This is a genomic window from Brevundimonas diminuta (genome assembly GCF_022654015.1).
Taxonomy (GTDB): Bacteria; Pseudomonadota; Alphaproteobacteria; order Caulobacterales; family Caulobacteraceae; genus Brevundimonas; species Brevundimonas diminuta_C.
In genome coordinates, this window is sequence record NZ_CP073063.1 from 2,161,340 (window position 1) to 2,180,968 (window position 19,629).

At 66.9% G+C, this 19,629-nt stretch carries 16 protein-coding genes and 1 tRNA gene; 4 read left to right on the forward strand and 13 right to left on the reverse strand.

Annotated elements, in window-relative coordinates:
* Nucleotides 1-5: 5 nt before the first annotated feature.
* Both mfd and KAK88_RS10780 read right to left on the reverse strand, forming a co-directional pair.
* The gene (mfd, locus tag KAK88_RS10775; protein ID WP_242076638.1) at nucleotides 6-3,455 is read right to left on the reverse strand and encodes a transcription-repair coupling factor; all 3,450 of its coding nucleotides are present in this window, start codon (nucleotides 3,453-3,455) and stop codon (nucleotides 6-8) included.
* Nucleotides 3,455-3,763 (reverse strand): succinate dehydrogenase assembly factor 2, encoded by a 309-nt coding sequence (locus tag KAK88_RS10780; protein WP_197071032.1) that lies wholly within the window; start codon nucleotides 3,761-3,763, stop codon nucleotides 3,455-3,457. Before KAK88_RS10780 ends, mfd begins: the two co-directional genes overlap by 1 nt.
* A 176-nt stretch (nucleotides 3,764-3,939) precedes the next feature.
* On the opposite strand from KAK88_RS10780, the gene recG reads away from it, so the two are divergent.
* A complete protein-coding gene (gene recG / locus KAK88_RS10785) occupies nucleotides 3,940-6,027 on the forward strand; it encodes an ATP-dependent DNA helicase RecG (RefSeq protein ID WP_242076639.1) in 2,088 nt (695 codons plus the stop codon).
* On the opposite strand, the gene KAK88_RS10790 is transcribed toward recG, so the two are convergent.
* From KAK88_RS10790 to KAK88_RS10810, 5 genes are read right to left on the reverse strand one after another with little or no spacing between them, the layout of a single operon-like run.
* Nucleotides 6,024-6,818, reverse strand: coding sequence for an MBL fold metallo-hydrolase (locus KAK88_RS10790; protein ID WP_242076640.1), 795 nt, complete (start codon nucleotides 6,816-6,818; stop codon nucleotides 6,024-6,026). The two genes, recG and KAK88_RS10790, sit on opposite strands and share 4 nt — an antisense overlap.
* Nucleotides 6,815-7,597 carry a TatD family hydrolase gene (locus KAK88_RS10795; RefSeq protein WP_242076641.1) on the reverse strand — a complete coding sequence of 261 codons (783 nt, stop codon included), beginning with the start codon at nucleotides 7,595-7,597 and terminating at the stop codon, nucleotides 6,815-6,817. The genes KAK88_RS10790 and KAK88_RS10795 overlap by 4 nt, the downstream gene beginning before the upstream one ends.
* Nucleotides 7,597-8,586 (reverse strand): DNA polymerase III subunit delta', encoded by a 990-nt coding sequence (locus tag KAK88_RS10800; protein WP_242076642.1) that lies wholly within the window; start codon nucleotides 8,584-8,586, stop codon nucleotides 7,597-7,599. Before KAK88_RS10800 ends, KAK88_RS10795 begins: the two co-directional genes overlap by 1 nt.
* A complete protein-coding gene (gene tmk, locus KAK88_RS10805) occupies nucleotides 8,583-9,215 on the reverse strand; it encodes a dTMP kinase (protein ID WP_242076643.1) in 633 nt (210 codons plus the stop codon). The genes KAK88_RS10800 and tmk overlap by 4 nt, the downstream gene beginning before the upstream one ends.
* A 49-nt stretch (nucleotides 9,216-9,264) precedes the next feature.
* Complete coding sequence (locus KAK88_RS10810) at nucleotides 9,265-10,101, reverse strand: septal ring lytic transglycosylase RlpA family protein (RefSeq protein WP_242076644.1); 837 nt, start codon at nucleotides 10,099-10,101, stop codon at nucleotides 9,265-9,267.
* Nucleotides 10,102-10,206: 105 nt separating this feature from the next.
* On the opposite strand from KAK88_RS10810, the gene KAK88_RS10815 reads away from it, so the two are divergent.
* The 3 genes from KAK88_RS10815 (at nucleotide 10,207) to KAK88_RS10825 (ending at nucleotide 12,244) form a co-directional block, all read left to right on the forward strand.
* Nucleotides 10,207-10,296: transfer RNA gene (locus tag KAK88_RS10815), tRNA-Ser, on the forward strand.
* Nucleotides 10,297-10,364: 68 nt separating this feature from the next.
* The gene (locus KAK88_RS10820) at nucleotides 10,365-10,844 is read left to right on the forward strand and encodes an NINE protein (RefSeq protein ID WP_091746548.1); all 480 of its coding nucleotides are present in this window, start codon (nucleotides 10,365-10,367) and stop codon (nucleotides 10,842-10,844) included.
* 80 nt (nucleotides 10,845-10,924) lie between these two features.
* On the forward strand, nucleotides 10,925-12,244 hold the full coding sequence (locus KAK88_RS10825; RefSeq protein WP_242076645.1) for an Hsp70 family protein: 1,320 nt from the start codon (nucleotides 10,925-10,927) through the stop codon (nucleotides 12,242-12,244).
* Between the two features lie 10 nt (nucleotides 12,245-12,254).
* Here KAK88_RS10825 and KAK88_RS10830 read toward each other — a convergent pair whose 3' ends face one another.
* From KAK88_RS10830 to mreC, 6 genes are all read right to left on the reverse strand, one after another.
* Nucleotides 12,255-13,373 carry an acyl-CoA dehydrogenase family protein gene (locus KAK88_RS10830; protein WP_242076646.1) on the reverse strand — a complete coding sequence of 373 codons (1,119 nt, stop codon included), beginning with the start codon at nucleotides 13,371-13,373 and terminating at the stop codon, nucleotides 12,255-12,257.
* A gap of 4 nt (nucleotides 13,374-13,377) precedes the next feature.
* The gene (locus tag KAK88_RS10835; protein WP_242076647.1) at nucleotides 13,378-14,559 is read right to left on the reverse strand and encodes an acyl-CoA dehydrogenase family protein; all 1,182 of its coding nucleotides are present in this window, start codon (nucleotides 14,557-14,559) and stop codon (nucleotides 13,378-13,380) included.
* 131 nt (nucleotides 14,560-14,690) lie between these two features.
* Complete coding sequence (gene rodA, locus KAK88_RS10840) at nucleotides 14,691-15,845, reverse strand: rod shape-determining protein RodA (RefSeq protein ID WP_039243638.1); 1,155 nt, start codon at nucleotides 15,843-15,845, stop codon at nucleotides 14,691-14,693.
* Nucleotides 15,842-17,872, reverse strand: a complete 2,031-nt coding sequence (gene mrdA, locus KAK88_RS10845) for a penicillin-binding protein 2 (protein WP_242076648.1) — start codon at nucleotides 17,870-17,872, stop codon at nucleotides 15,842-15,844. The genes rodA and mrdA overlap by 4 nt, the downstream gene beginning before the upstream one ends.
* The gene (locus KAK88_RS10850; RefSeq protein ID WP_242076649.1) at nucleotides 17,869-18,387 is read right to left on the reverse strand and encodes a hypothetical protein; all 519 of its coding nucleotides are present in this window, start codon (nucleotides 18,385-18,387) and stop codon (nucleotides 17,869-17,871) included. Before KAK88_RS10850 ends, mrdA begins: the two co-directional genes overlap by 4 nt.
* Nucleotides 18,384-19,529 carry a rod shape-determining protein MreC gene (gene mreC, locus KAK88_RS10855; RefSeq protein ID WP_242076650.1) on the reverse strand — a complete coding sequence of 382 codons (1,146 nt, stop codon included), beginning with the start codon at nucleotides 19,527-19,529 and terminating at the stop codon, nucleotides 18,384-18,386. Before mreC ends, KAK88_RS10850 begins: the two co-directional genes overlap by 4 nt.
* Nucleotides 19,530-19,629 lie beyond the last annotated feature (100 nt).

Sequence of the window (19,629 nt, forward strand, 5' to 3'; positions counted from 1 at the left end):
GGGCTCTACGCCCCCGCCACCCGCGCCAGATCGGCGGTGATCCGCTCGGCCACCTTCAGACGCTCTTCCGCCGTCGGCCAATCGCCTGAAACGACGATCTTCTGATCCGGCCGAATTTTCCAGAAGGCGTGGTTTTTCTGGATCAGCCCGACCAGTCCCGCCGGATTGGGGAAGCTGTTGTCGCGTAACGTCAGCACCGCGCCGCGCGGCCCGATGTCGATCTTCTCGATGCAGGCCTTGCGGCAGTTTGACTTGATGCCCACGATCTTCAGCAACTGCTGCGCCTCATCCGGCAAGGGCCCGAAACGGTCGATCAGTTCGGCGGCCAGGGCTTCACGATCCTCGGCCTGTTCGGCGTCGGAAAGACGACGATACAGGCTCAGACGCACGTTCAGGTCCGGCACGTAATCTTCTGGAATCAAGACAGAAGCGCCGACATTGATCGAAGGCGACCAACCGCGATCCACCGCCTGTCCCTCGCCCTTCTCGCGCAGCTCCGCAACGGCGTCTTCCAGCATCTGCTGGTACAGTTCGACGCCGACCTCGCGGATGTGGCCCGACTGTTCGTCGCCCAGTAGATTGCCGCCGCCGCGCTGGTCCAGGTCGTGGCTGGCCAGCTGGAAGCCGGCGCCCAGATTGTCGAGCGACTGCAGAACCTGCAACCGCCGCTCGGCCGATAGCGTCATCGGCTTGACCGCATCGGTGGTCAGATAGGCGAAGGCGCGCGCCTTGGACCGGCCGACCCGCCCCCGAATTTGATACAGCTGCGCCAGGCCGAACATGTCGGCGCGGTGCACGATCAGCGTATTCGCCGTCGGGATATCCAGCCCGCTCTCGACGATCGTGGTGGAGACCAGGACGTCATATTCCCCGTCGTAGAAGGCGCTCATCACCTCTTCGAGCTGGGTCGCGCTCATCTGGCCGTGGCCCACGACGAACTTCACCTCGGGCACCTGTTCGCGCAGGAATTTCTCGATGGCGGGCAGGTCCTTCAGGCGCGGCGCGACATAGTAGGCCTGACCCCCGCGATACTTCTCACGCAGCAGGGCCTCACGCACCAGGACCGGATCCCACGGCGTGACGTACGTCCGCACCGCCAGACGATCGACCGGCGGTGTGGCGATGATCGACATCTCGCGGATGCCCGACAGCGCCATCTGAAGCGTGCGCGGGATCGGCGTGGCGGTCAGGGTCAACAGATGCACGTCGGCGCGCAGCGTCTTCAGCTTCTCCTTGTGCTTGACGCCGAAGTGCTGCTCTTCATCGACGATGACCAGGCCCAGATCGCGGAAGCCGACCTGTTCGCTGAGCACCGCGTGGGTGCCGACGACGATCTCGACCGAGCCGTCCTTCAGCCCGGCCCGCGTCTCCGCCGCCTCCTTGGCGCCCACCATCCGCGACAACTGACGCACCTTGACCGGCCAGCCCGCGAATCGTTCGGAGAAGGTCTTGTAATGTTGGCGCGCCAACAGGGTCGTCGGCGCAACGATCGCCACCTGCTGCCCCGTCATGGCGACGACGAAGGCGGCCCTCAGCGCCACCTCGGTCTTGCCGAAGCCGACATCGCCGCAGATCAGGCGATCCATCGGCGTGCCCTTGCCCAGATCCTCCAGCACGTCGCCGATGGCGTTCAGCTGATCGTCGGTTTCCTCGTAGGGGAAGCGCGCGCAAAACTCGGCGAACAGACCCGGCGGCGGCGTGACCGCATCGGTCTCGCGCAGCGCCCGTTTGGCGGCCAGAGCGATCAGCCCCTCGGCCATGGCGCGCAGACGTTCCTTGGCCTTGGCCTTTCTCGCCTGCCAGCCTGCGCCGCCTAACTTGTCCAGTTGAACGCCTTCAGAATCCGAACCGTATCGGGTCAGAAGGTCAATGTTTTCAACCGGCAAATAAAGTTTGCTCTCACCGGCGTAGAACAGCTCCAGACAGTCGTGAGGAGCCTGTTGGATTTCCAGCGTCTTGAGCCCTTCATACCGGCCGATGCCGTGATCCAGGTGAACCACCAGATCGCCCGTCGTCAGGGCCGACGCCTCCGCCAGGAAGTTGGAGGCGCGGCGCTTCTTGCGCGGTCGCGCCAGACGGTCACCCAGGACGTCGGTCTCGGAAATGACCGCCACCTCGTCGGTGACAAAGCCATGCTCGACCGGCAGAACGCCGCGCAGATAGAGGTCTTTCGGCGCCGCCTGAACGTCGGCCCAGTCGCGCACGGCGACGATGTGATCCAGCCCGTGGTCGGCCAGCATGGTCGCCAGCCGCTCCGACGACCCTTCCGTCCAGGAGGCGAACAGCACCCGCTGGCCCTCGGCCTTCAGCCCCGCCGCGTGGGCCGCCACCGCCTCGAACAGATTCACGCTGTCCTGCGCCCGCTCGGCGGCGAAGGTCCGGCCCAAACGTCCGCCGGCATCCTCGCCACCCGTGGAGAAGGGCGTGAAGCGCCGCACGGTGCGACCCGCCAGCGCCTGATTCCAGTCTCCGGCGTCCAGATAGAGCCGCTTGGGCGGCAAGGCGCGATTGGCGCTGGCCTGTCCTCTAGCCTTGGCCGCTTCGGCACGCGCGTCATAGGCGTCCGCGACCAGATCCCATCGCTCGGCGCGGGCCGTCTCGACCTGATTGTCGAGGAAGATCGCCGCGTCGTCCGACAGATAGTCGAACAGGCTGTCCAAGGTCTCATAAAACAGCGGCAGCCACTGCTCCATGCCCTGACGCCGCGCGCCCGCGCTGATCGTCGCATACAGCGGGTCGTCGCCCGGCGCACCGAACAGGTTCAGATAGCCGGTGCGGAAGCGGGAGATGGCCGCCGCATCCAGCAGCGCCTCCGAAACGGGCGCCAGGGACACGGACGTCATCTGGCCGGTCGACCGCTGCGTTTCGGGATCGAAGGTGCGGATCGATTCCAGCTCGGATCCGAACATGTCCAGCCGGACCGGCTCCTCGAAGCCAGGCGGATAGACGTCGACGACCCCGCCGCGCACCGCGAACTCGCCGCGCTCCGACACGGTCGAGGCCCGGACATAGCCGTTGGCCGCGAAATAGCGCTCCAGCGCCTGAATATCGAGATCGCGTCCGACCTTGGTTTCGAACCCGGCCTGTGTCGTGACCGACTTGGGCGGGGTACGCTGCATGGCCGCCGACACCGTCGTCACGACCAGAACCGGCGCATCGCCGGGCTTGCGCAGCGCCAGGCGCGTCAGCGTCGCCATGCGCTGCGCCGCGATCCCCGCCGTGGGGCTCAGACGGTCATAGGGCAGACAGTCCCAGGCCGGATAATCCAGAACTTCAATATCTTTCGAGAAGAACTGAAACGCCTGAACGAAACTGCCCGACCTTTGAAAGTCGCGTGCGACGAACAGGCCGACGCCGCCGCCGGCCTTAATCCGTTCTGCGACGATCAGCGCGTCCAACCCCTCGGGCGCGCCGCCCAGATCGGCGTCGGTCCGATGTTCGACCTTGGCGTCCATCAGCCGATTCCCTTGCCGACTTCGGCCGCGACGTGGGCGCGCATGAAGGCGCGCACCTTGGCCATCACCGGGGTTTCGAACTCGGGCGGCGTCGGATCACGCTCGATGATCCAGCCGTAAAGCCACTGGTCTTCCTCGTCGATCAGTCGTTCGAACTGGTCCAGTTCCGCATCGGTCAGGGTCGGCGCGACCTGATCGGAAAACGGCCCCAGCACCATATCGGCCTCGCGAAAGCCCCGCCGCCAGGCGCGGAACTGGATGCGGCCTAGCCGCTGCCTGCGCTCAGGCGTCATCTGTTCAGAGGTCATTTCGCTTTCGGGACGCGCGTCGATTTCGGCCACAAGAATCCTTGCCCGTTAAAATGCTGATGCGCATGCAGCGATCCGCCGCGCGGAGAGCGATAGCGCATCAGGAATGTGAGAAGCGCAGATAGCGCTCCTGAACGCACTTCGCCACCCGTGATGGTCACGCTATGTTCACGGCGATGCGCCCGCAGATTCTCTTTCCCCTGTTCGCCGAGGTCTCGACCCTCAAAGGCGTGGGCCCTCGCGTCCTGCCTCTGGTGCAAAAGGTGGCGGGCCCGCTGGTCCGAGATCTGCTGTTCCTCAGCCCGTACGGCGTCATCGTCCGCCGCCCCGCAGAGGCCGCCACCGCCGTCGATGGCGAGGTGGGCGTCTTCACCGTGACCATCGACCGCCTGTTCACGCCCAGCCGTCCCGGCGCACCGCTGAAGGTCCGCGCCAGCGATCCCACCGGCTTCGTTCACCTGGTCTGGTTCGGCGGTTCGCCCCAGCACATCGACCGGCTGTTGCCGCGCGGCGAGACGCGGTTGGTCGCCGGCAAGGTCGAAAGGTTCAATGGCGAGGTCCAGATCGTCCATCCGGACATCGTGACACTCGAAAAGGCCGCCGATATTCCGACTTCCGAGCCCGTGTATCCGGCGACGCAGGGCCTCAGCTCGCGCCAGTTGCGTAAACTGGTCCAGGCCGCCCTGCCCGCCGCGCCCGACCTTCCGGAATGGCAGGATCCCGCCTGGCTGAAGAAGCAGAACTGGCTGGGTTGGCGCGCCGCTCTGGACGCCCTGCACGCCCCCACAGGCGAGATCGACCTGTCGCCAGACGCCCCCGTCCGCCAGCGCCTGGCGTATGACGAGTTCCTGGCCCATCAGTTGGCTTTGGCCCGTCGTCGCCGCGCCCGCGAGATCAGGCCCGCCCCCGTCATCGCCCCCGGCACTGCGTCCGAACACCTGTTGCAGGCGCTGCCCTTCCAGCTGACAAACGCCCAGGCCCAGGCCGTCGCCGAAATCCGTCGCGATCTGGCCTCGCGCCAGCAGATGGGCCGATTGCTGCAAGGCGATGTCGGCTCCGGCAAGACCGCCGTCGCCGCTCTTGCTCTGGCCGACGCCGCTGCCAGCGGCTTCCAGTCCGCGCTCATGGCTCCGACCGAGATCCTGGCGCGCCAGCATTACGAAAAACTCGGCCCCATGCTGGACACGGCCGGCGTCGCCGCGGTCCTGCTGACCGGCCGGGACACCCCGTCCCAGCGCCGCGAGAAACTGGCTGCCTTGGCCTCTGGTCAGGCCCAGGTCGCTATCGGCACCCATGCCCTGTTCCAGGACGCCGTTCGCTTTGACCGACTTGCCCTGGCCGTCATCGACGAACAGCACCGGTTCGGCGTCAACGAGCGCCAGCGATTGCAGGCCAAGGGCGACCCGCGCCTGGGCGCCGTGCACCTGCTGACCATGTCGGCCACCCCCATCCCCCGCACGCTTGAGCTGACGCAGTACGGCGAGTTGGAGGTCAGTCGCCTGATGGAAAAACCGCCCGGCCGCACGCCCGTCACGACCGCCGTCTTGCCCTTGGCCCGCATCGGCGAGGTCGCCGCCCGTCTGAAGACCGCCGTCGAAAGCGGCGCCCAGGCCTATTGGATCTGTCCTCTGGTTGAGGAATCCGAAGCCATCGACCTGGCGGCCGCCGTTGATCGCGCCGACGATCTGCGACGTCTGCTGGGCGTCGAGGTCGGCCTGGCGCACGGCCAGATGCCGGGCGCCGAACGCGAGGCCGTCATGGCCGACTTCGCCGACGGCCGACTGCCGGTTCTGGTCGCCACCACGGTGGTCGAAGTCGGCGTGGACGTGCCCAACGCCTCGATCATGGTCATCGAACACGCCGACCGCTTCGGTCTGGCCCAGTTGCACCAGTTGCGCGGGCGCGTCGGTCGCGGCGCCAAGGCCAGTTCCTGCATCCTGCTGTATGGAGGTCAGGACGGCGCCTTGGGCGAGACGGCGAAAGAGCGGCTCGAAACCCTGCGTCGCACCGAGGACGGATTCGAGATCGCAGAGGAAGACTTCCGCCTGCGCGGCGGCGGCGATCCGCTGGGCCTGAAACAGAGCGGTTTTCCCGCCTACCGCTTCGCCGACCCGATCCGCCACCGCAGCCTGATGCTAGCCGCCGCCGACGATGCGCGACTGATCATGAACCGCGATCCTGATCTGACGTCGGAACGCGGCCAGGCGGTGCAGGTGCTGGAAGAGCTATTCGACTGGAAAAACCACAAGGCCAGCGCGAGCTAGCCGATCACTCGGCTCCAGCCATCGAATCCGACCTCGACGTTTTCGGGAACAAGCGCCGACAAGGTCTTGTAATCCATGTCGATGTGCAGGTTCGTCAGCACGGCGTGTTCGACATCGGCTGCGGCGATCCACGCCAGGGACTGGTCCAGATGGGCATGGGTCGGATGCGGCGCATAACGCAGCGCATCGACGATCCAGAGCTTGCACCCCGCCACCGCCGCCAGGGCCGCCTTGTCCAGATCGGACACATCGCTGGAATAGGCGACGTCGCCCAATCGATAGCCGACCGAGCGGATCGGCCCGTGCGCCTGATCAAAGGTCGTGACCGGGATCGCCCCACCCGCGCCCTCGACCGACCAGGCCGTGCCATGCGGCGGAATGATCCGTCCGTCCAGCAGCGGCGGATAACCGAACTTGCTCTCGAAGATGTAGTCGAACCGATGCGTCAGCGAGCCATGCGTCGCCGCATCCATCCACGCCGGAATGCGCTTTCTCGCCCGCGCGGCAAAGGTGCGCAGATCGTCGATGCCGTGGGTCTGATCCGCATGATCGTGGGTGTAGAGAACCGCGTCCGCATGCTTCGTGCCGCTGGCCAGCATCTGTTCGCGCAGGTCCGGCGAGGTGTCGATCAGGACATTGGTCACCCCCTCCGGCCCGGTCTTCCTCGCCAGCATCGAACAGCGCGTGCGCCGGTTCTTCGGCTCGGTCGGGTCGCAGGCGCCCCAGTCGCCGTCCACGCGCGGCACCCCGCCCGACGATCCGCTGCCCAGAATGACGACTTCGAAGCTCATGTGGGCCTGGGCATCCGGTCAAAGAGGCCGAAGAAGGCCTCTGTCGTAATGCGATCCGCCTCCTCGGCGCTCCAGCCACGGATTTCGCCCAGCTTGTCCAGCACATGACCAATATAGGCCGGCTCATTGCGCCGCCCCCGATGCGGAATGGGGGCCAGATAGGGGCAGTCGGTCTCGACGATGATCCGGTCGCCCGGCATATCGCGGATCACCGACCGCACGTCCTCGGCCGCCTTGAAGGTCGCAATGCCGGACACGGAAAACCAGGCGCCCATTTCGGCAGCGATTTTCGCCAGTTCCGCGCCACTCGTATAGCAGTGCATCAACATCTTGAACGGCCCGGCGGCATATTCCTCGCGCAGGATCGACGCCATTACGTCGTCCGCCTCACGCGTGTGGATCACCAGCGGCAGACCGGTTTCGCGCGCCGCCGCCACATGCTGGCGAAACACCGCCGCCTGCACCTCGCGCGGGCTGAAGTCGTAGTGGAAATCCAGACCGCATTCGCCAATGCCCACAACCTTGGGCCGCTGCGCCAGTTCGATCAGGGTCGCCGCCGTCAGGTCCGCCGCATCCTTGGCCTCATGCGGATGGACCCCGACCGTGCACCAGATGTCGTCATTGGCCATGGCGATGCCGTGCGTCGCCTCGAAGGTTGTCAGCTTGTCCGAAATCTCGACCATCAGCCCGACGCCCGCCTCGCGCGCGCGCGCGATCACGGCGTCCCGGTCCTCGTCGAACTGCGGCGCGTGCAGATTCACATGACTGTCGATCAGCATCAGCCCATCCGTTCCTGCTGGGCCTGGACCCGCTTCAGGTCCGCCAGCGCGCCGGCAAGCACATCGGCCTTGTCCAGGTTCAGTCCCGCCGCCCGTTCCGGCAACGGCTGCAGCCGCTCCCATAGTTCGGCCCATCGATTGCCTGCGGCCGGCGCGCTCTGCAAAGCGCGCATCCGCACCGCCGCGACCAGCCGATCCATCAGGATCTCGAACCGTTCCTGCCCCTCGGCGCCGCGGAACCGGTCGGCGATGGCCAGGGCTTCGGCCCGGTCCACGTCGCCCTCGACCCATCGCCGCGCCAGCTGGTCCATCTCGAACGTCGCGCCGGACGCCAGGGCCAGGGCCGCGCCCGGCGATCCGCCCGCCATGATCGCCGCGTGTTCGGCATCCTCACGCTCGGCGCCCGTCCGGTTACCCACCAGACTCTCCAGCCGATCCGGCGTCCAGATCGGAAAGCTCAGCCGCCGGCACCGCGACCGAATCGTCGCCAGCAACCGTCCCGGCGCATGGGTCACCAGAAAAAGCACGCCACGCTCAGGCGGCTCCTCAAGAACCTTCAGCAAGGCGTTGGCGGCATTCAGATTCAGGTCATCCGCCGCATCGATGATCGCCACCCGGAACTGGGCTTGAGACGGGCTCTTTGAAAAGAACTCCGGCAGTTCGCGCGACTGATCGACCGAGATCGACTTCCTGGTCTTGCCCCCCTCCACCAGGCGTTCCAGCACCAGCAGGTCCGGATGCGACTGGGCCGAAATCAGCCGGCTGACCGGATCGTCGCGCCGGGCGCCCAGCGGCCCGGACGCCGGATCGGCCGCCGCGCCCAGCAGCCGTCGCGCCGCGCGATAGGCGAACGTCGCCTTGCCCGTCCCCTCGACCCCGCACAGCAGCCAGGCGTGGTGCAACCGCCCCCGCTCCCACGCATCCAGAAACGCCGTCTCCGCCGCCGCATCAGGAACCAGGTCGAACCGGTCGCGCGGGTGGTCGCTCACAGCAGCCTGTCCTGAACCGCCTGCCAAACCCGCGCCTCAACCTCATCCGGCGATCCGACCGCGTCGATCAGCACGCAACGCTGCGGATTGGCCTCGACGATGCGCAGGAAGCCCTCGCGCAGCCGCTGATGGAACTCCAGACCCTTGGATTCGAACCGCGTCTCGAACAGGCCGCGCCCGAACGCCCGCTCCAGTCCGACCTCGACCGGCAGGTCGAACACCAGGGTCAGGTCCGGCTGATCGTCCCCGACCACGCCGGCGTCGATCTGTTCGATGAAGCTTTGCGCCACGCCGCCGCCTGCCCCCTGATAGGCCCGGCTCGAGTCGGCGAACCGGTCGCACACCACCCAGTCGCCGGCCGCCAGCGCCGGGCGGATGGTCCGCTCCAGATGGTCCGAGCGCGAGGCGTACATCAGTAGAGTCTCGGTCATGGCCGACCACGGCTCGGCGTCCGTGGCCACCACCAGATTGCGGATCACCTCCGCGCCTTTGGAGCCGCCCGGCTCACGCGTGCGCACGACCTTGCGCTCGCCCAGGACCGCCTGCAGCCGCGCGACCAGCCGCCCGACCTGGGTCGATTTGCCGGCGCCCTCGCCGCCTTCGAAGCTTATGAATTGTCCACGGGTCACGCGCCTTCATGGCGCGCCGACGCCGCCCGGCGCAAGCCCGCCCGCGCGATCAGCTGCCGGATATCAACAGGGCGCCCGCATAACCGCGCGCCACGACCGACTGACGCGCCGCTTCGGCGGCATTGGCGCTGTCCCACGGTCCCACCACGACGTTGAACCGTCCCGCGCCCCGATCAGCCCGCACCCAGCCGCTAAGGCTGTCGGCGATTCGCCCGGCCTCAACCTGGTCCGAGAAACTGCCTGCCTGAACCCAGAAGGTTGTCACCTCCGCCACAACGACCGGCGCAGGCGCAACGACGGGTGTGTTGGCCGGAACCGCGCTTCGCGGCGCGGGCGCCGACGCCCGCAACAAGGCGCCCCCGCCCTGCTGCGGCGCCTGGCCGAGGTAGCGCACCCGCACCCGCCCCACGCCCTGCGACAGCATTCCCAGTTCGCTCGCCGCCTCGCGCGACAGGTCGATGATCCGGCTGTCCACGAACGGCCCACGATCGTTGATCCGCACCACCAGCCGCCGCCCGTTCTCCAGGTTGGTCACCTCGACCAGACCGGGCAGAGGCAGGGTCTTGTGCGCCGCCGTCAGGGCATGCATGTCGAACCGCTCGCCGGTCGAGGTCGGACGCCCGTTGAAGGCGTCGCCGTACCAGGACGCCATCCCGACCTCTTCGTAATCCGGCTGCTCCTTGGGCGTGTACCAGCGCCCGCGCACCTGATAGGGCCGCATCGTCCCGGACACGATCGGCGCAGGGTCCTTGACGACGGGCAGGCGGTCCTCGCCGCGCCCCGCGACCGTCCCGCGCACGCCCGCGCCGCCGACGGTGGAACAGGCGGCCAGCAGCGAAAACAGCCCCAGGATCAGCGCGCCGCGCACTCCCTGTCCAAACGTCATCGACCCGCCTCGCAAAAAATACGAAAACAGGATGACCGAAGACATTTCCGCTTTGGTTAATGACCCGTTCGCCTGCTATGGCGTCCGCCTCCGCTGCGGCGGCAAGGAAGTGTGGCCGAGTGGTTTAAGGCACTGGTCTTGAAAACCAGCGACGGTGAGAGCCGTCCGTGGGTTCGAATCCCACCGCTTCCGCCACTTATGCTCGGTGCTATAAAGCAGCGGATCACAACCCAAAGCACTTGACTACAAAACCTCAAGGTTGAATGACGAAGGTCATCACGGGGGTGACCATGTCAAATCAATCGACCGGCCTGAGCGCCGATACGCAGGCGCTGATGGCGTTCGAGTCGAACAAGAAGTCAGCGGGTGTCGCTTACTTGCTTTGGTTCTTCACGGGTGGAGTCGGCGGACATCGCTTCTACGCGGGCCGCACGGGTTCCGCCGTGGCCCAACTGATGCTTACGATCCTGGGCTGGGCGACCATTTGGTTTGGCCTTGGCTTCGTCTTTCTGAGCGCGCTCGGCATTTGGTTGTTGGTTGATGTCTTCCTTCTGGGCGGCATCATCCGCGCCTACAATGCCGACCTGATGGTTCGGCTGAACGCGGCGCCTCGTCGGGAAACCGCATCGGTGGACGACCTGGCCAAGTTCGCGGCTCTGCGCGATAGCGGTGCGATTTCCAGCGACGAGTACGAAGCCCAGAAGCGGCGCATTTTGGGTGTGCCCGGCAACGCCGTGGTCTGAGGCGACCGCGCGCCCGCATTAACGCTTGCTATTGCCCCGTCTGCCGTTAGGAACCCGGCTCCCCTGCCTGGAGCCCTGCCATGACGGCGACGAAACCGATGACGATCGGGATCGATTTCGGCACGACCAATACGGTCGTGGCCCTGACCGATGCGGACGGCCTCGCCCATCTCGTGACCTTCGACGCGGTCGAGGGTCAGACGACCACCTTCCGCTCGGCGCTCAGCTTCCAGACCCATCCGGGCGTGGACGGCCAGTCGCCCGAGCGCGTGGTCGAGGCCGGGCCCTGGGCCATCGCCGCCTATGTCGAGGACCCGCTGGAGACCCGCTTCATCCAGTCGTTCAAGACCTTCGCCGCCAGCGCCGCCTTCACCGAAACCCGGATCGACAACAAGCGCTACGCCTTCGAGGATCTGCTGGCCGCCTTCCTCTTGCGCCTGCGCCACCATGCGGGTGACGAACTCACCGACACTCCGCCCGCCGTCATTGTCGGCCGTCCCGTCACCTTTGCGGGCGGCAACCCGGACGAGACCCTGGCCTTGTCGCGCTATCAGACGGCGTTTCAGCGGCTGGGCTTCACCGACATCCGATATGCGCACGAGCCGGTCGGCGCCGCCTTCTATTTCGCACGCCAGCTGAAGGCGGACGCCACGGTCCTGGTCGCCGACTTCGGCGGCGGCACCAGCGACTTCTCGATCATCCGATTCGAACATACGCCCGACGGTCTGCGTTCGACGCCGCTGGCCCGCTCGGGCGTAGGCGTGGCGGGCGACGCCTTCGACTACCGGATCATCGACCAGCTGGTGTCGCCCGAACTGGGCAAGGGCGGTCTGTACAGCTCGGTCGGCAAGCAACTGCCGATCCCGCAACGGTACTATTCCGCCTTCGCCCGCTGGGATCAGCTGGCCCTGCTGCGCGCCTCGCGTGACATGCGCGACATCCGGGCGCTGGCCCGCACTGCGCTGGAACCGGAAAAGATCGAGCGCCTGATCGAGGTGCTGGACGACAACCACGGCCATGACCTGTACCGCGCCGTCTCCACGCTGAAGATGGCCCTTTCGGCTGACGACCAGGCGACCTTCCTGTTCCAGGCCGGCGGCGTCCATATCGAAAAGCCGGTCGCCCGCGCCGATTTCGAACGCTGGATCGCGCCGGAACTGGCCGCCATCGAGGGCGCGGTGGATCAGGCGATGGCCCGCAGCGGCCTGGCGCCCGATGCCATCGACCGTGTCTTCCTGACCGGAGGCACCTCCTTCGTGCCGGCCGTGCGGGCGCTTTTCCAGAACCGCTTCGGCGCCGAACGGATCGAGACGGGCGGCGAGTTCGAATCCATCGCCGCCGGCCTGGCCCTGATCGGCCGCGAGGCGGATCTGGACCTGTGGAGCGAAAAGGCGGTCTAGAATCCCGACCCTAGAACCCTTGCGCCCGCGCCACTCGTTCGGCGTGGAATCCGGCGTCGCCCAGCAGTTCGTTCAGCACCCGCACTCGCTTCATGAACAGGCCGACGTCGAACTCGTCGGTCATGCCGACGCCGCCGTGCATCTGGACCGCCTCCTGCACCGCCAGCTCGGCGACGCGCCCTGCCTTGGCCTTGGCGATGGAAGCTGCCAGCGGCGCGTCCTCGCGCCCCTCGTCGAGGGCGATCTGGGCGCCGATCGTCGCCGCGCGCGCCAGTTCCAGTTCCGAAAACAGATGCGCGGCCCGGTGTTGCAGCGCCTGAAACTCGCCGATTAGCCTTCCGAACTGTTTGCGGGTCCGCAGATACTCCATCGTCGTCTTGAACGCCTGATCGCCGGCGCCGGTCAGACTGGAGGCTGCACACGCCCGCCCAAGGTTCAGCGCGCCGTCCAGCAGCGCCTCCCCGCCCCCGACCGCGCCGATCACGGCGTCTGCGTCGACCGCGACCTCGTTCAGGGTGATCCGCGCGGCATTGTGCGCATCCACCATCACCGTGCGCTCGATCTCGACGCCCGCCGTCGCCGGATCGACCAGGAACAGCGTCGTGCCCTCGTCCGCCGTGGCGACCACGATCAGGGCGTCTGCCACATGGCCGTCCAGCACAAAGGCCTTGGCCCCGTTCAGCTTGAAGCCGTTGCCCGCCCGTTCGGCCCGCGTGGTGATCCGAGACGGCGCGTGTTTCGCGCCCTCGTCCACCGCCAGCGACAGGATCGCATCACCGGCTGCGATCCTGGGCAGCCAGGCCTGCTGCGCCTGCGATCCGCCGTCGATCAGCACCTTGGCCGACAGGATCGACGATCCCAAATAGGGCGACGGCGTCAGGGTGCGCCCCAGGCTCTCGGCGATCACCCCGGCCTCGACGGCACCCAGCCCCATGCCGCCCAGCGCCTCGGGGATGATGACGCCGGCGAAACCCATCTCGCCAAAGGCCCGCCACAGGTCGCGCGACACGCCGTCGGCGTCCCGCTCGTCCCGCAGCTTTCTCAGATGCGCGATCGGCGCCTGTTCGTTCAGGAAGCCGTCGGCGGCGTCCTGCAACATCGTCTGTTCTTCGGTCAGGATCAGCGGCATCGTCTCACGCTCCCGGCAACTGCAGCAGGTGTTTGGCGATGATGTTCAGCTGAACCTCGCTGGTGCCGCCCTCGATGGAGTTGGCCTTGGTCCGCAGCCAGTCGCGCGCCGTCTTGCCGTCGTGCGACCGCTCGCCCTCCCATTCCAGCGCATCGGCCCCGCCCGCCGCCATCAGGAGCTCATGGCGCCGCTTGTTCAGCTCGGAGCCATAGTATTTCAGCATGGAGGCGATGGCCGGATGCGCCTGTTTGGCCTTCACCTGATCGCCCACCCGCTCCATCGCCAGACGGAAGGCGGCGGCGTCGATCTCCAGGTCCGCGATCCGGGCGCGCAGCATCGGCTCATCCAGTCGTCCGGCCTCGTCGGCGCCGATGGCGTCCATCGCCACCTGCCCTACAGGCCGCCCGCCGCCGACCTCGCCCATCGCGCCGATCATGGTCCGCTCGTGCGCCAGCAGGTATTTGGCCACGTCCCAGCCCCGGTTCAGCGTCCCGACCAAGTTTTCCTTCTCCACCCGCACATCGTCGAAGAAGGTCTCGCAGAAGGGGGATTTCCCGGAAATCAGGGTGATCGGCCGCGTCGTCACGCCCGGCGTCTTCATGTCGAACAGCACGAAGCTGATGCCCAGATGTTTGGGCGCCTCCGGGTCCGTGCGCACCAGGCAGAAGATCCAGTCGGCCTTGTCGGCGTAGGAGGTCCAGATTTTCTGGCCGTTGACGATCCAGTGGTCGCCCCGATCCTCGGCCCGCGTCTGGATGGACGCCAGATCGGACCCAGCGCCCGGCTCGGAATAGCCCTGGCACCAGCGGATCTCGCCGCGCACGATCTCGGGCAGGAAGCGCTTTTTCTGCTCTTCGGTCCCAAAGGCCAGCAGCGCCGGGCCCAGCATCCAGACGCCAAAACTGGCCAGGGCCGGCTGCGCCTTGATGCGGCGCAGTTCGGAGGCCAGCACCTTGGCCTCCTCGCGGCTGAGGCCGCCTCCGCCGTATGCCTTGGGCCATTCCGGCGCTGTCCAGCCCCGTGCCCCCATCCGCTCCAGCCACAGCTTATGCGCCGGGGTCTTGAACGTGGGATTTCGGCCGCCCCAGATCATTTCGTCGTCGGCCATCGGCCCGCGACATTCGGCCGGGCAGTTCGCCTCCAGCCAGGCGCGCGTCTCGGCGCGGAATTGCTCCAGATCGGTCATTCCTCGTCTCCCATGGCGTGCGTCGCTGACCGGCCGAAACCGATGCGAGACATCGTTGGGAATGACCTTATCCAGGAAATCCCCGCCTTAGAAAGCGAAACCTGAATGCTGATTACTTAGCTGACGTAACGTCAGATCAGACCGTGGCCCTTGGGCAGTTCGGCATAGCGGTGAACCCGCGTCGCCATAACCAGACCGAAGCCGATCATGACGGTCAGCATCACCGTGCCGCCATAGGACAAGAGCGGCATCGGCACGCCCACGACTGGCGCCAGTCCCATCACCATCGCCCCGTTGATCAGCACATAGAGCGCGAATGTCGCCGTCACGCCCGACGCCGCCAATCGCCCGAAGTGACTGTGCGACAGCGAGGCGATCCTCAGCGAGATCAGAATGATGGCGGCATAGGAGGCCAGAAGCGTGAAGGTGCCCACGAAACCGAACTCCTCGGCGAAGGCGGCGAAGATGAAGTCGGTCTGGCGTTCAGGCAGGAACTCCAGCTGGCTCTGGCTGCCCAGGCCGAACCCGCGTCCCAGCGGCCCGCCCGAGCCCATGGCAATCTTGGACTGCACGATCTGATAGCCCTTGTCCGACATGTCGGCCTCGGGGTTCAGGAAGGTCAGCACCCGGTGACGCTGATAGTCATGCATGCCGAACATCACATAGGGCGGCACCAGCACGGCGGCGGCGATGATCAGCGGCAGGATGATCCGCCAGCTCAGCCCGGCGACGAACATAATCGCCGCGCCCGTCAAGCCGATCAGCATGGCCGATCCCAGGTCCGGCTGGTGCGCGACCAGCAGGAACGGCAGGCCGATGATCCCGACCGGGAAGATCAGCTTCCAATGGAAGCTCGCCTCCTTGGCCGAGGCGCCGTGATACCAGCGCGCCAGGGCCAGTACGACGCCGATCTTCATGATCTCGGACGGCTGGATGCGGGTGAAGCCCAGGTCCAGCCATCGCGTGGCCCCTAGCGCCGTATAGCCCAGCGGCGTCTCCACCAGCGCCAGCATAAACAGCGCCATCCCGTAGATGGGATAGGCCAGGGCGAACCAGTAGCGGATGCTGATCAGCGACAGCATCAGCATCAGCGCCAGACAAAGGCCGAACCGGATCAGGTGTTTCATCGCCCACGGCGACCAGGATCCGCCCGCCACCGAATACAGCATCAGGGCGCCGGTGCCGGACACCACGCACAGCAAGGCCGTCAGCCGCCAGTCGATCTGGCCCAGCTTGGTCGAGACGCGTTCGCGCTCGCCGGGACGTGACAGGGCCGAGGCGGTCATCGGCCGGGCTCGGACAGATAGGGACGCGGCCCGCTGGTCGCAGACGGCGCAGGGCGGCTCGGTTGCGGCGGGGCCACGACATCGGGCTCGGGCGCGGCGCCGACCACCCCGTCCTCGACGATGGCGTCGCCGGTCGGTTCGGGCGGCAGCGGCCGTTCGATGCGGGCTCGCATGTCCGGATCCTTGAGCAGCACGGTGCGCATCACCTCGCGCGCACGCGGCGCGCCGGCGGTCGCCCCGCCCTTGCCCCCGTGTTCGACGATGACGGCGACCGCGTATCGCGGCGCATCCACCGGCGCGAAGGCCACGAACAGGTTGTGGTCCTTCAGCGCCCAGATATTGCTCTTGCGCGAGCCGGAGCCGTAGTTCCGGACCTGCGCCGTGCCGGTCTTGCCGGCCATCTGGATGTCGCCCAGGCCCAACTGGCTCTGGCGATAGGCGGTGCCGGATCGATCGTTGGCCACGGCGATCATGCCCTGACGCACATATTCGACGTGGGACGGATCGAACGGCAGGTCCGGCGCCTCGGCCCCGCTGGGCTGTTCGACGCCGCCGATGGACTTGATCAGGCGCGGCTGAAGCTGCTTTTTCCCGTTCGCCAGACGCGAGGTCATGACCGCCAGCTGCAGGGCGTTCACCGTGATCGCGCCTTGGCCAATAGCGACCGAGGTCGTCTCTCCGGGATGCCAGACCGGATCGCGCGGGAAGGTTCGCGCCTTCCATTCCGTGGACGGCAACAGACCCTTGCGCTGGTTGCCGACGCCGATGTCAAACTCGTGCTCGAAGCCCAGCGCCAGCCCAGCCTTGCGGATATTGTCCACGCCCGCGCGGTTGCACATGGCGTAGAAATAGACGTCGCAAGAGTTCTTGATCGCGTCGTGCATATTCTGGGTGCCATGCCGCCCCCAGCAACGTTGCACGCGGTTGCCGGTGCGATAGGCGCCGCTGCAAAAGACGCTGATGTTGGGATCGACGCCGGCTTCCAGCAGGGCCAGGGCCGTGGTCGGCTTGAAGGTCGAGCCCGGCGGGAAGGTGCCGTTCAGCGTCTTGTCCAGCAGCGGCTTGCGTTCATAGTCGGCCAGCGCGCGATAGGTCTTGGTCGGCACCCCGCCGACGAACAGGTTCGGGTCGAACGACGGCGCCGAGACCATGCACAGGATGTCGCCGTTGCGCACGTCCATGACGACGCAGGCGCCCGACTCGTCGCCGAACACTTCCAGCGCCCGGTTCTGAACGTCGGCGTCCAGCGTCAGGACGACTTCCTTGCCCGGCACGGCCGGCCGCGAACCGCCAATATCCTCGGCGACCACCCGTCCGCGCGCATCCACCTCGACGCGGTTGCCGCCCGGCTCGCCGCGCAGCGACATATCCAGCGCCTTTTCGACGCCCTGGCGGCCGATGCGGAAGCTGGGGTTGAACAGCAGGGCGGGCGGCTGCTCGCCCTTGTCGCGGATCGCCTTGACGTCCCGATCTGAAACCTTGGCCACATAGCCGATGACGTGGGCGAACGATCCGCCGAACGGATAGTAGCGCGCCTCGTTCATATCGACCATCACGCCGGGCAGTTCGTTGGCGTACTGATTGACCTTGGCGAACTCCTCCCAGGTCAGGTCGCTCTTGACCGGCACCGGGTTGAACTTGGACGCCGCATTGACGTCGCGGATGATGGCGCGACGGCGCTCCAGCGTGTCGGGCAACAGCCGTCCCAGAAGGTCCAGAGTCTGGTCCAGGTCCTTGGTTTCGTCGCGCACCACCAGCACACGGAAGCTCGGTCGGTTGCCGGCGATGACGACGCCGTTGCGGTCCTTAATCAGGCCGCGCGGCGGCGGGACCATGCGAAAGTTGAACTGGTTCTGCGACGACAGGGTCGCATATTCCTGAGCCTGCACCACCTGCAGCTGCCCCAGGCGCCCGATCAAGGCCGTGATCCCCAACGCCGTCGCCCCGCCGAACACGAAGGTGCGCCGCAGGAAGGACCCCTGACGCTCGTTCACATCGGCAAAGAAGATGGAGGGCTCGCCGCTCATCGGAACCGAATATCCCCGTCGTCGAATCGCTCAAGCATCCAGTTGGCGATCGGATACAGCAGCAGCGTCGGCGCGACCTGTCCGACCAGCGGCAAAATCGCCGGCGCGTTCGTCGCTCGCATGGTAACCACAAGATAGGCCAGAAAGAAGGCGCCCAGCGTACAGGCGGCATAGGCTCCGAAGCGGATCAGCCCCTCATGCCCCGCCAGCAGATTGCGCGACAGCAGCACCGTTCCATAGACGCCCATCAGGCACAGCGCCCAAAGGCCCAGCGGCGTATTCCAGAACAGATCCAGGAACAGGCCAATCAGAAACAAGACGGCCGGCGCCAGCATCGACGGCCGGATCAACGGCCAAGCGAAGGCCAGGATCATCGGAATGACCGGCTCGGGCAGATACAGACCGAACAGTTGGAGCGGCGTTCCCAGAATGACCGTCGCGGCGAGAACAAGCAGGGCCGGATAGACGATCCACTGAAGAGGTCCGACAACGCGAACCGCGACGGGCCGTCTCACGCCGCGCCTCCCGGAGCGGGCGTGGGCGCAGGGCTGGGCGCCGTCGGTGCAGGCGACGGGGTCGAACCCGCAGGCCTTGGAGACGTCGCAGCCGGACGAGCCGCCGTCGGCGCAGCGGCGGGCGCAGTCGTTGGCGCTGGCGTCGCGGCCGCAGCACGCGCCCGTTCGGCCTGGGCCTGCTGCGCCGCCGCGCGACGGGCGGCGGCGTCACGGATAGCCCCGACCTCGGTCGCGCTCGGCTCCGGCGCCGTCGTCAGGCCTGCGAGCGGCGGCGCGTTCAAGGCGTTCGGGCTGACCAGTTGTCCAAAGCTCTGGAACAGCAGCACGCGGACATAGTCGATCGCGCCGTGATCGCTGAACAGTTTGACCCGCCAGGCGCCGTCCACGCCCTTGGCGGCGACCCCGATCGGCAGCCCACGCGGCAGACCGCCGCCGTCGCCCGAACTCAGGATGCGGTCACCCGCCTTGATCGAACCGGATCCGCGAATGAACTCCAGACGCGGGCTGTCGCCGCCGTCGCCGGTCAGCATGGCGCGCGCATCGGTCCGCTCGATCATCACTGGGGTGCGCGACGCCACATCCGTCAGCAGCACGACGCGGCTGACGCCGCCCGTCACGCCGGTTATCCGCCCGACCAGACCGTGTTCCGTCACGACCGGGTTGCCGATCCGCACGCCCTTGGCCGAACCGACGTCGATCAGCTTGGCGTTGGAGAAGGGACCGCGCGATTCCGAAATCGCTCGCCCCGTGGCCATGGGCACCGGCGGCTCGGTACGCAGACCCAGCAGGGCCTCATAGCGGCCGTTGATGTTCTTTTGTGCGATCGCTTCGTCGCGCCAGCCGCGCAGTTCGGCGATCTCGGCCTTCAGGCGGCGGTTCTCGCCGATGGCGAAGAAATAGCCGCCGACATAGTCGCGCGCGGCCCCAGCCCAACGCACCGGCGCGGCGAAGACCCCGCCGACAGGCCCGGCCGCCGCTTCGAATCCGCCACGCGCCGCGCCCATGGTCGAGCCGCCCTCGGACGTCGTCCGGTCGCCAAGCAACAGGACGATCGCGCCGATGACAGCCACGACGACGACGACCGCGGCGGTCCACGCCAGCGGCACCTTGATGTTTTCAAAAGGGCCGTCGCGAAACGCCACGGGCGACCTTCCACTCAAAGGGGTTGGAATCGGCAGGACGCCCCCTGCCGCTGAACCTGCCTATCGCAAAATCAAGGCCGGAATGGAACCGTGATCACGC

Bases quoted from the DNA above. Each gene is read 5' to 3' on its own strand.
- rodA (WP_039243638.1), bottom strand. From the start codon at position 15,845: ATGACCGCCTCGGCCCTGTCACGTCCCGGCGAGCGCGAACGCGTCTCG.
- KAK88_RS10795 (WP_242076641.1), bottom strand. From the start codon at position 7,597: ATGCTGATCGACAGTCATGTGAATCTGCACGCGCCGCAGTTCGACGAG.
- KAK88_RS10835 (WP_242076647.1), bottom strand. From the start codon at position 14,559: ATGACCGATCTGGAGCAATTCCGCGCCGAGACGCGCGCCTGGCTGGAG.
- KAK88_RS10825 (WP_242076645.1), top strand. From the start codon at position 10,925: ATGACGGCGACGAAACCGATGACGATCGGGATCGATTTCGGCACGACC.
- KAK88_RS10790 (WP_242076640.1), bottom strand. From the start codon at position 6,818: ATGAGCTTCGAAGTCGTCATTCTGGGCAGCGGATCGTCGGGCGGGGTG.
- mrdA (WP_242076648.1), bottom strand. From the start codon at position 17,872: ATGAGCGGCGAGCCCTCCATCTTCTTTGCCGATGTGAACGAGCGTCAG.
- KAK88_RS10780 (WP_197071032.1), bottom strand. From the start codon at position 3,763: ATGACCTCTGAACAGATGACGCCTGAGCGCAGGCAGCGGCTAGGCCGC.
- mfd (WP_242076638.1), bottom strand. From the start codon at position 3,455: ATGGACGCCAAGGTCGAACATCGGACCGACGCCGATCTGGGCGGCGCG.
- recG (WP_242076639.1), top strand. From the start codon at position 3,940: ATGCGCCCGCAGATTCTCTTTCCCCTGTTCGCCGAGGTCTCGACCCTC.
- KAK88_RS10830 (WP_242076646.1), bottom strand. From the start codon at position 13,373: ATGCCGCTGATCCTGACCGAAGAACAGACGATGTTGCAGGACGCCGCC.
- KAK88_RS10810 (WP_242076644.1), bottom strand. From the start codon at position 10,101: ATGACGTTTGGACAGGGAGTGCGCGGCGCGCTGATCCTGGGGCTGTTT.
- KAK88_RS10820 (WP_091746548.1), top strand. From the start codon at position 10,365: ATGACGAAGGTCATCACGGGGGTGACCATGTCAAATCAATCGACCGGC.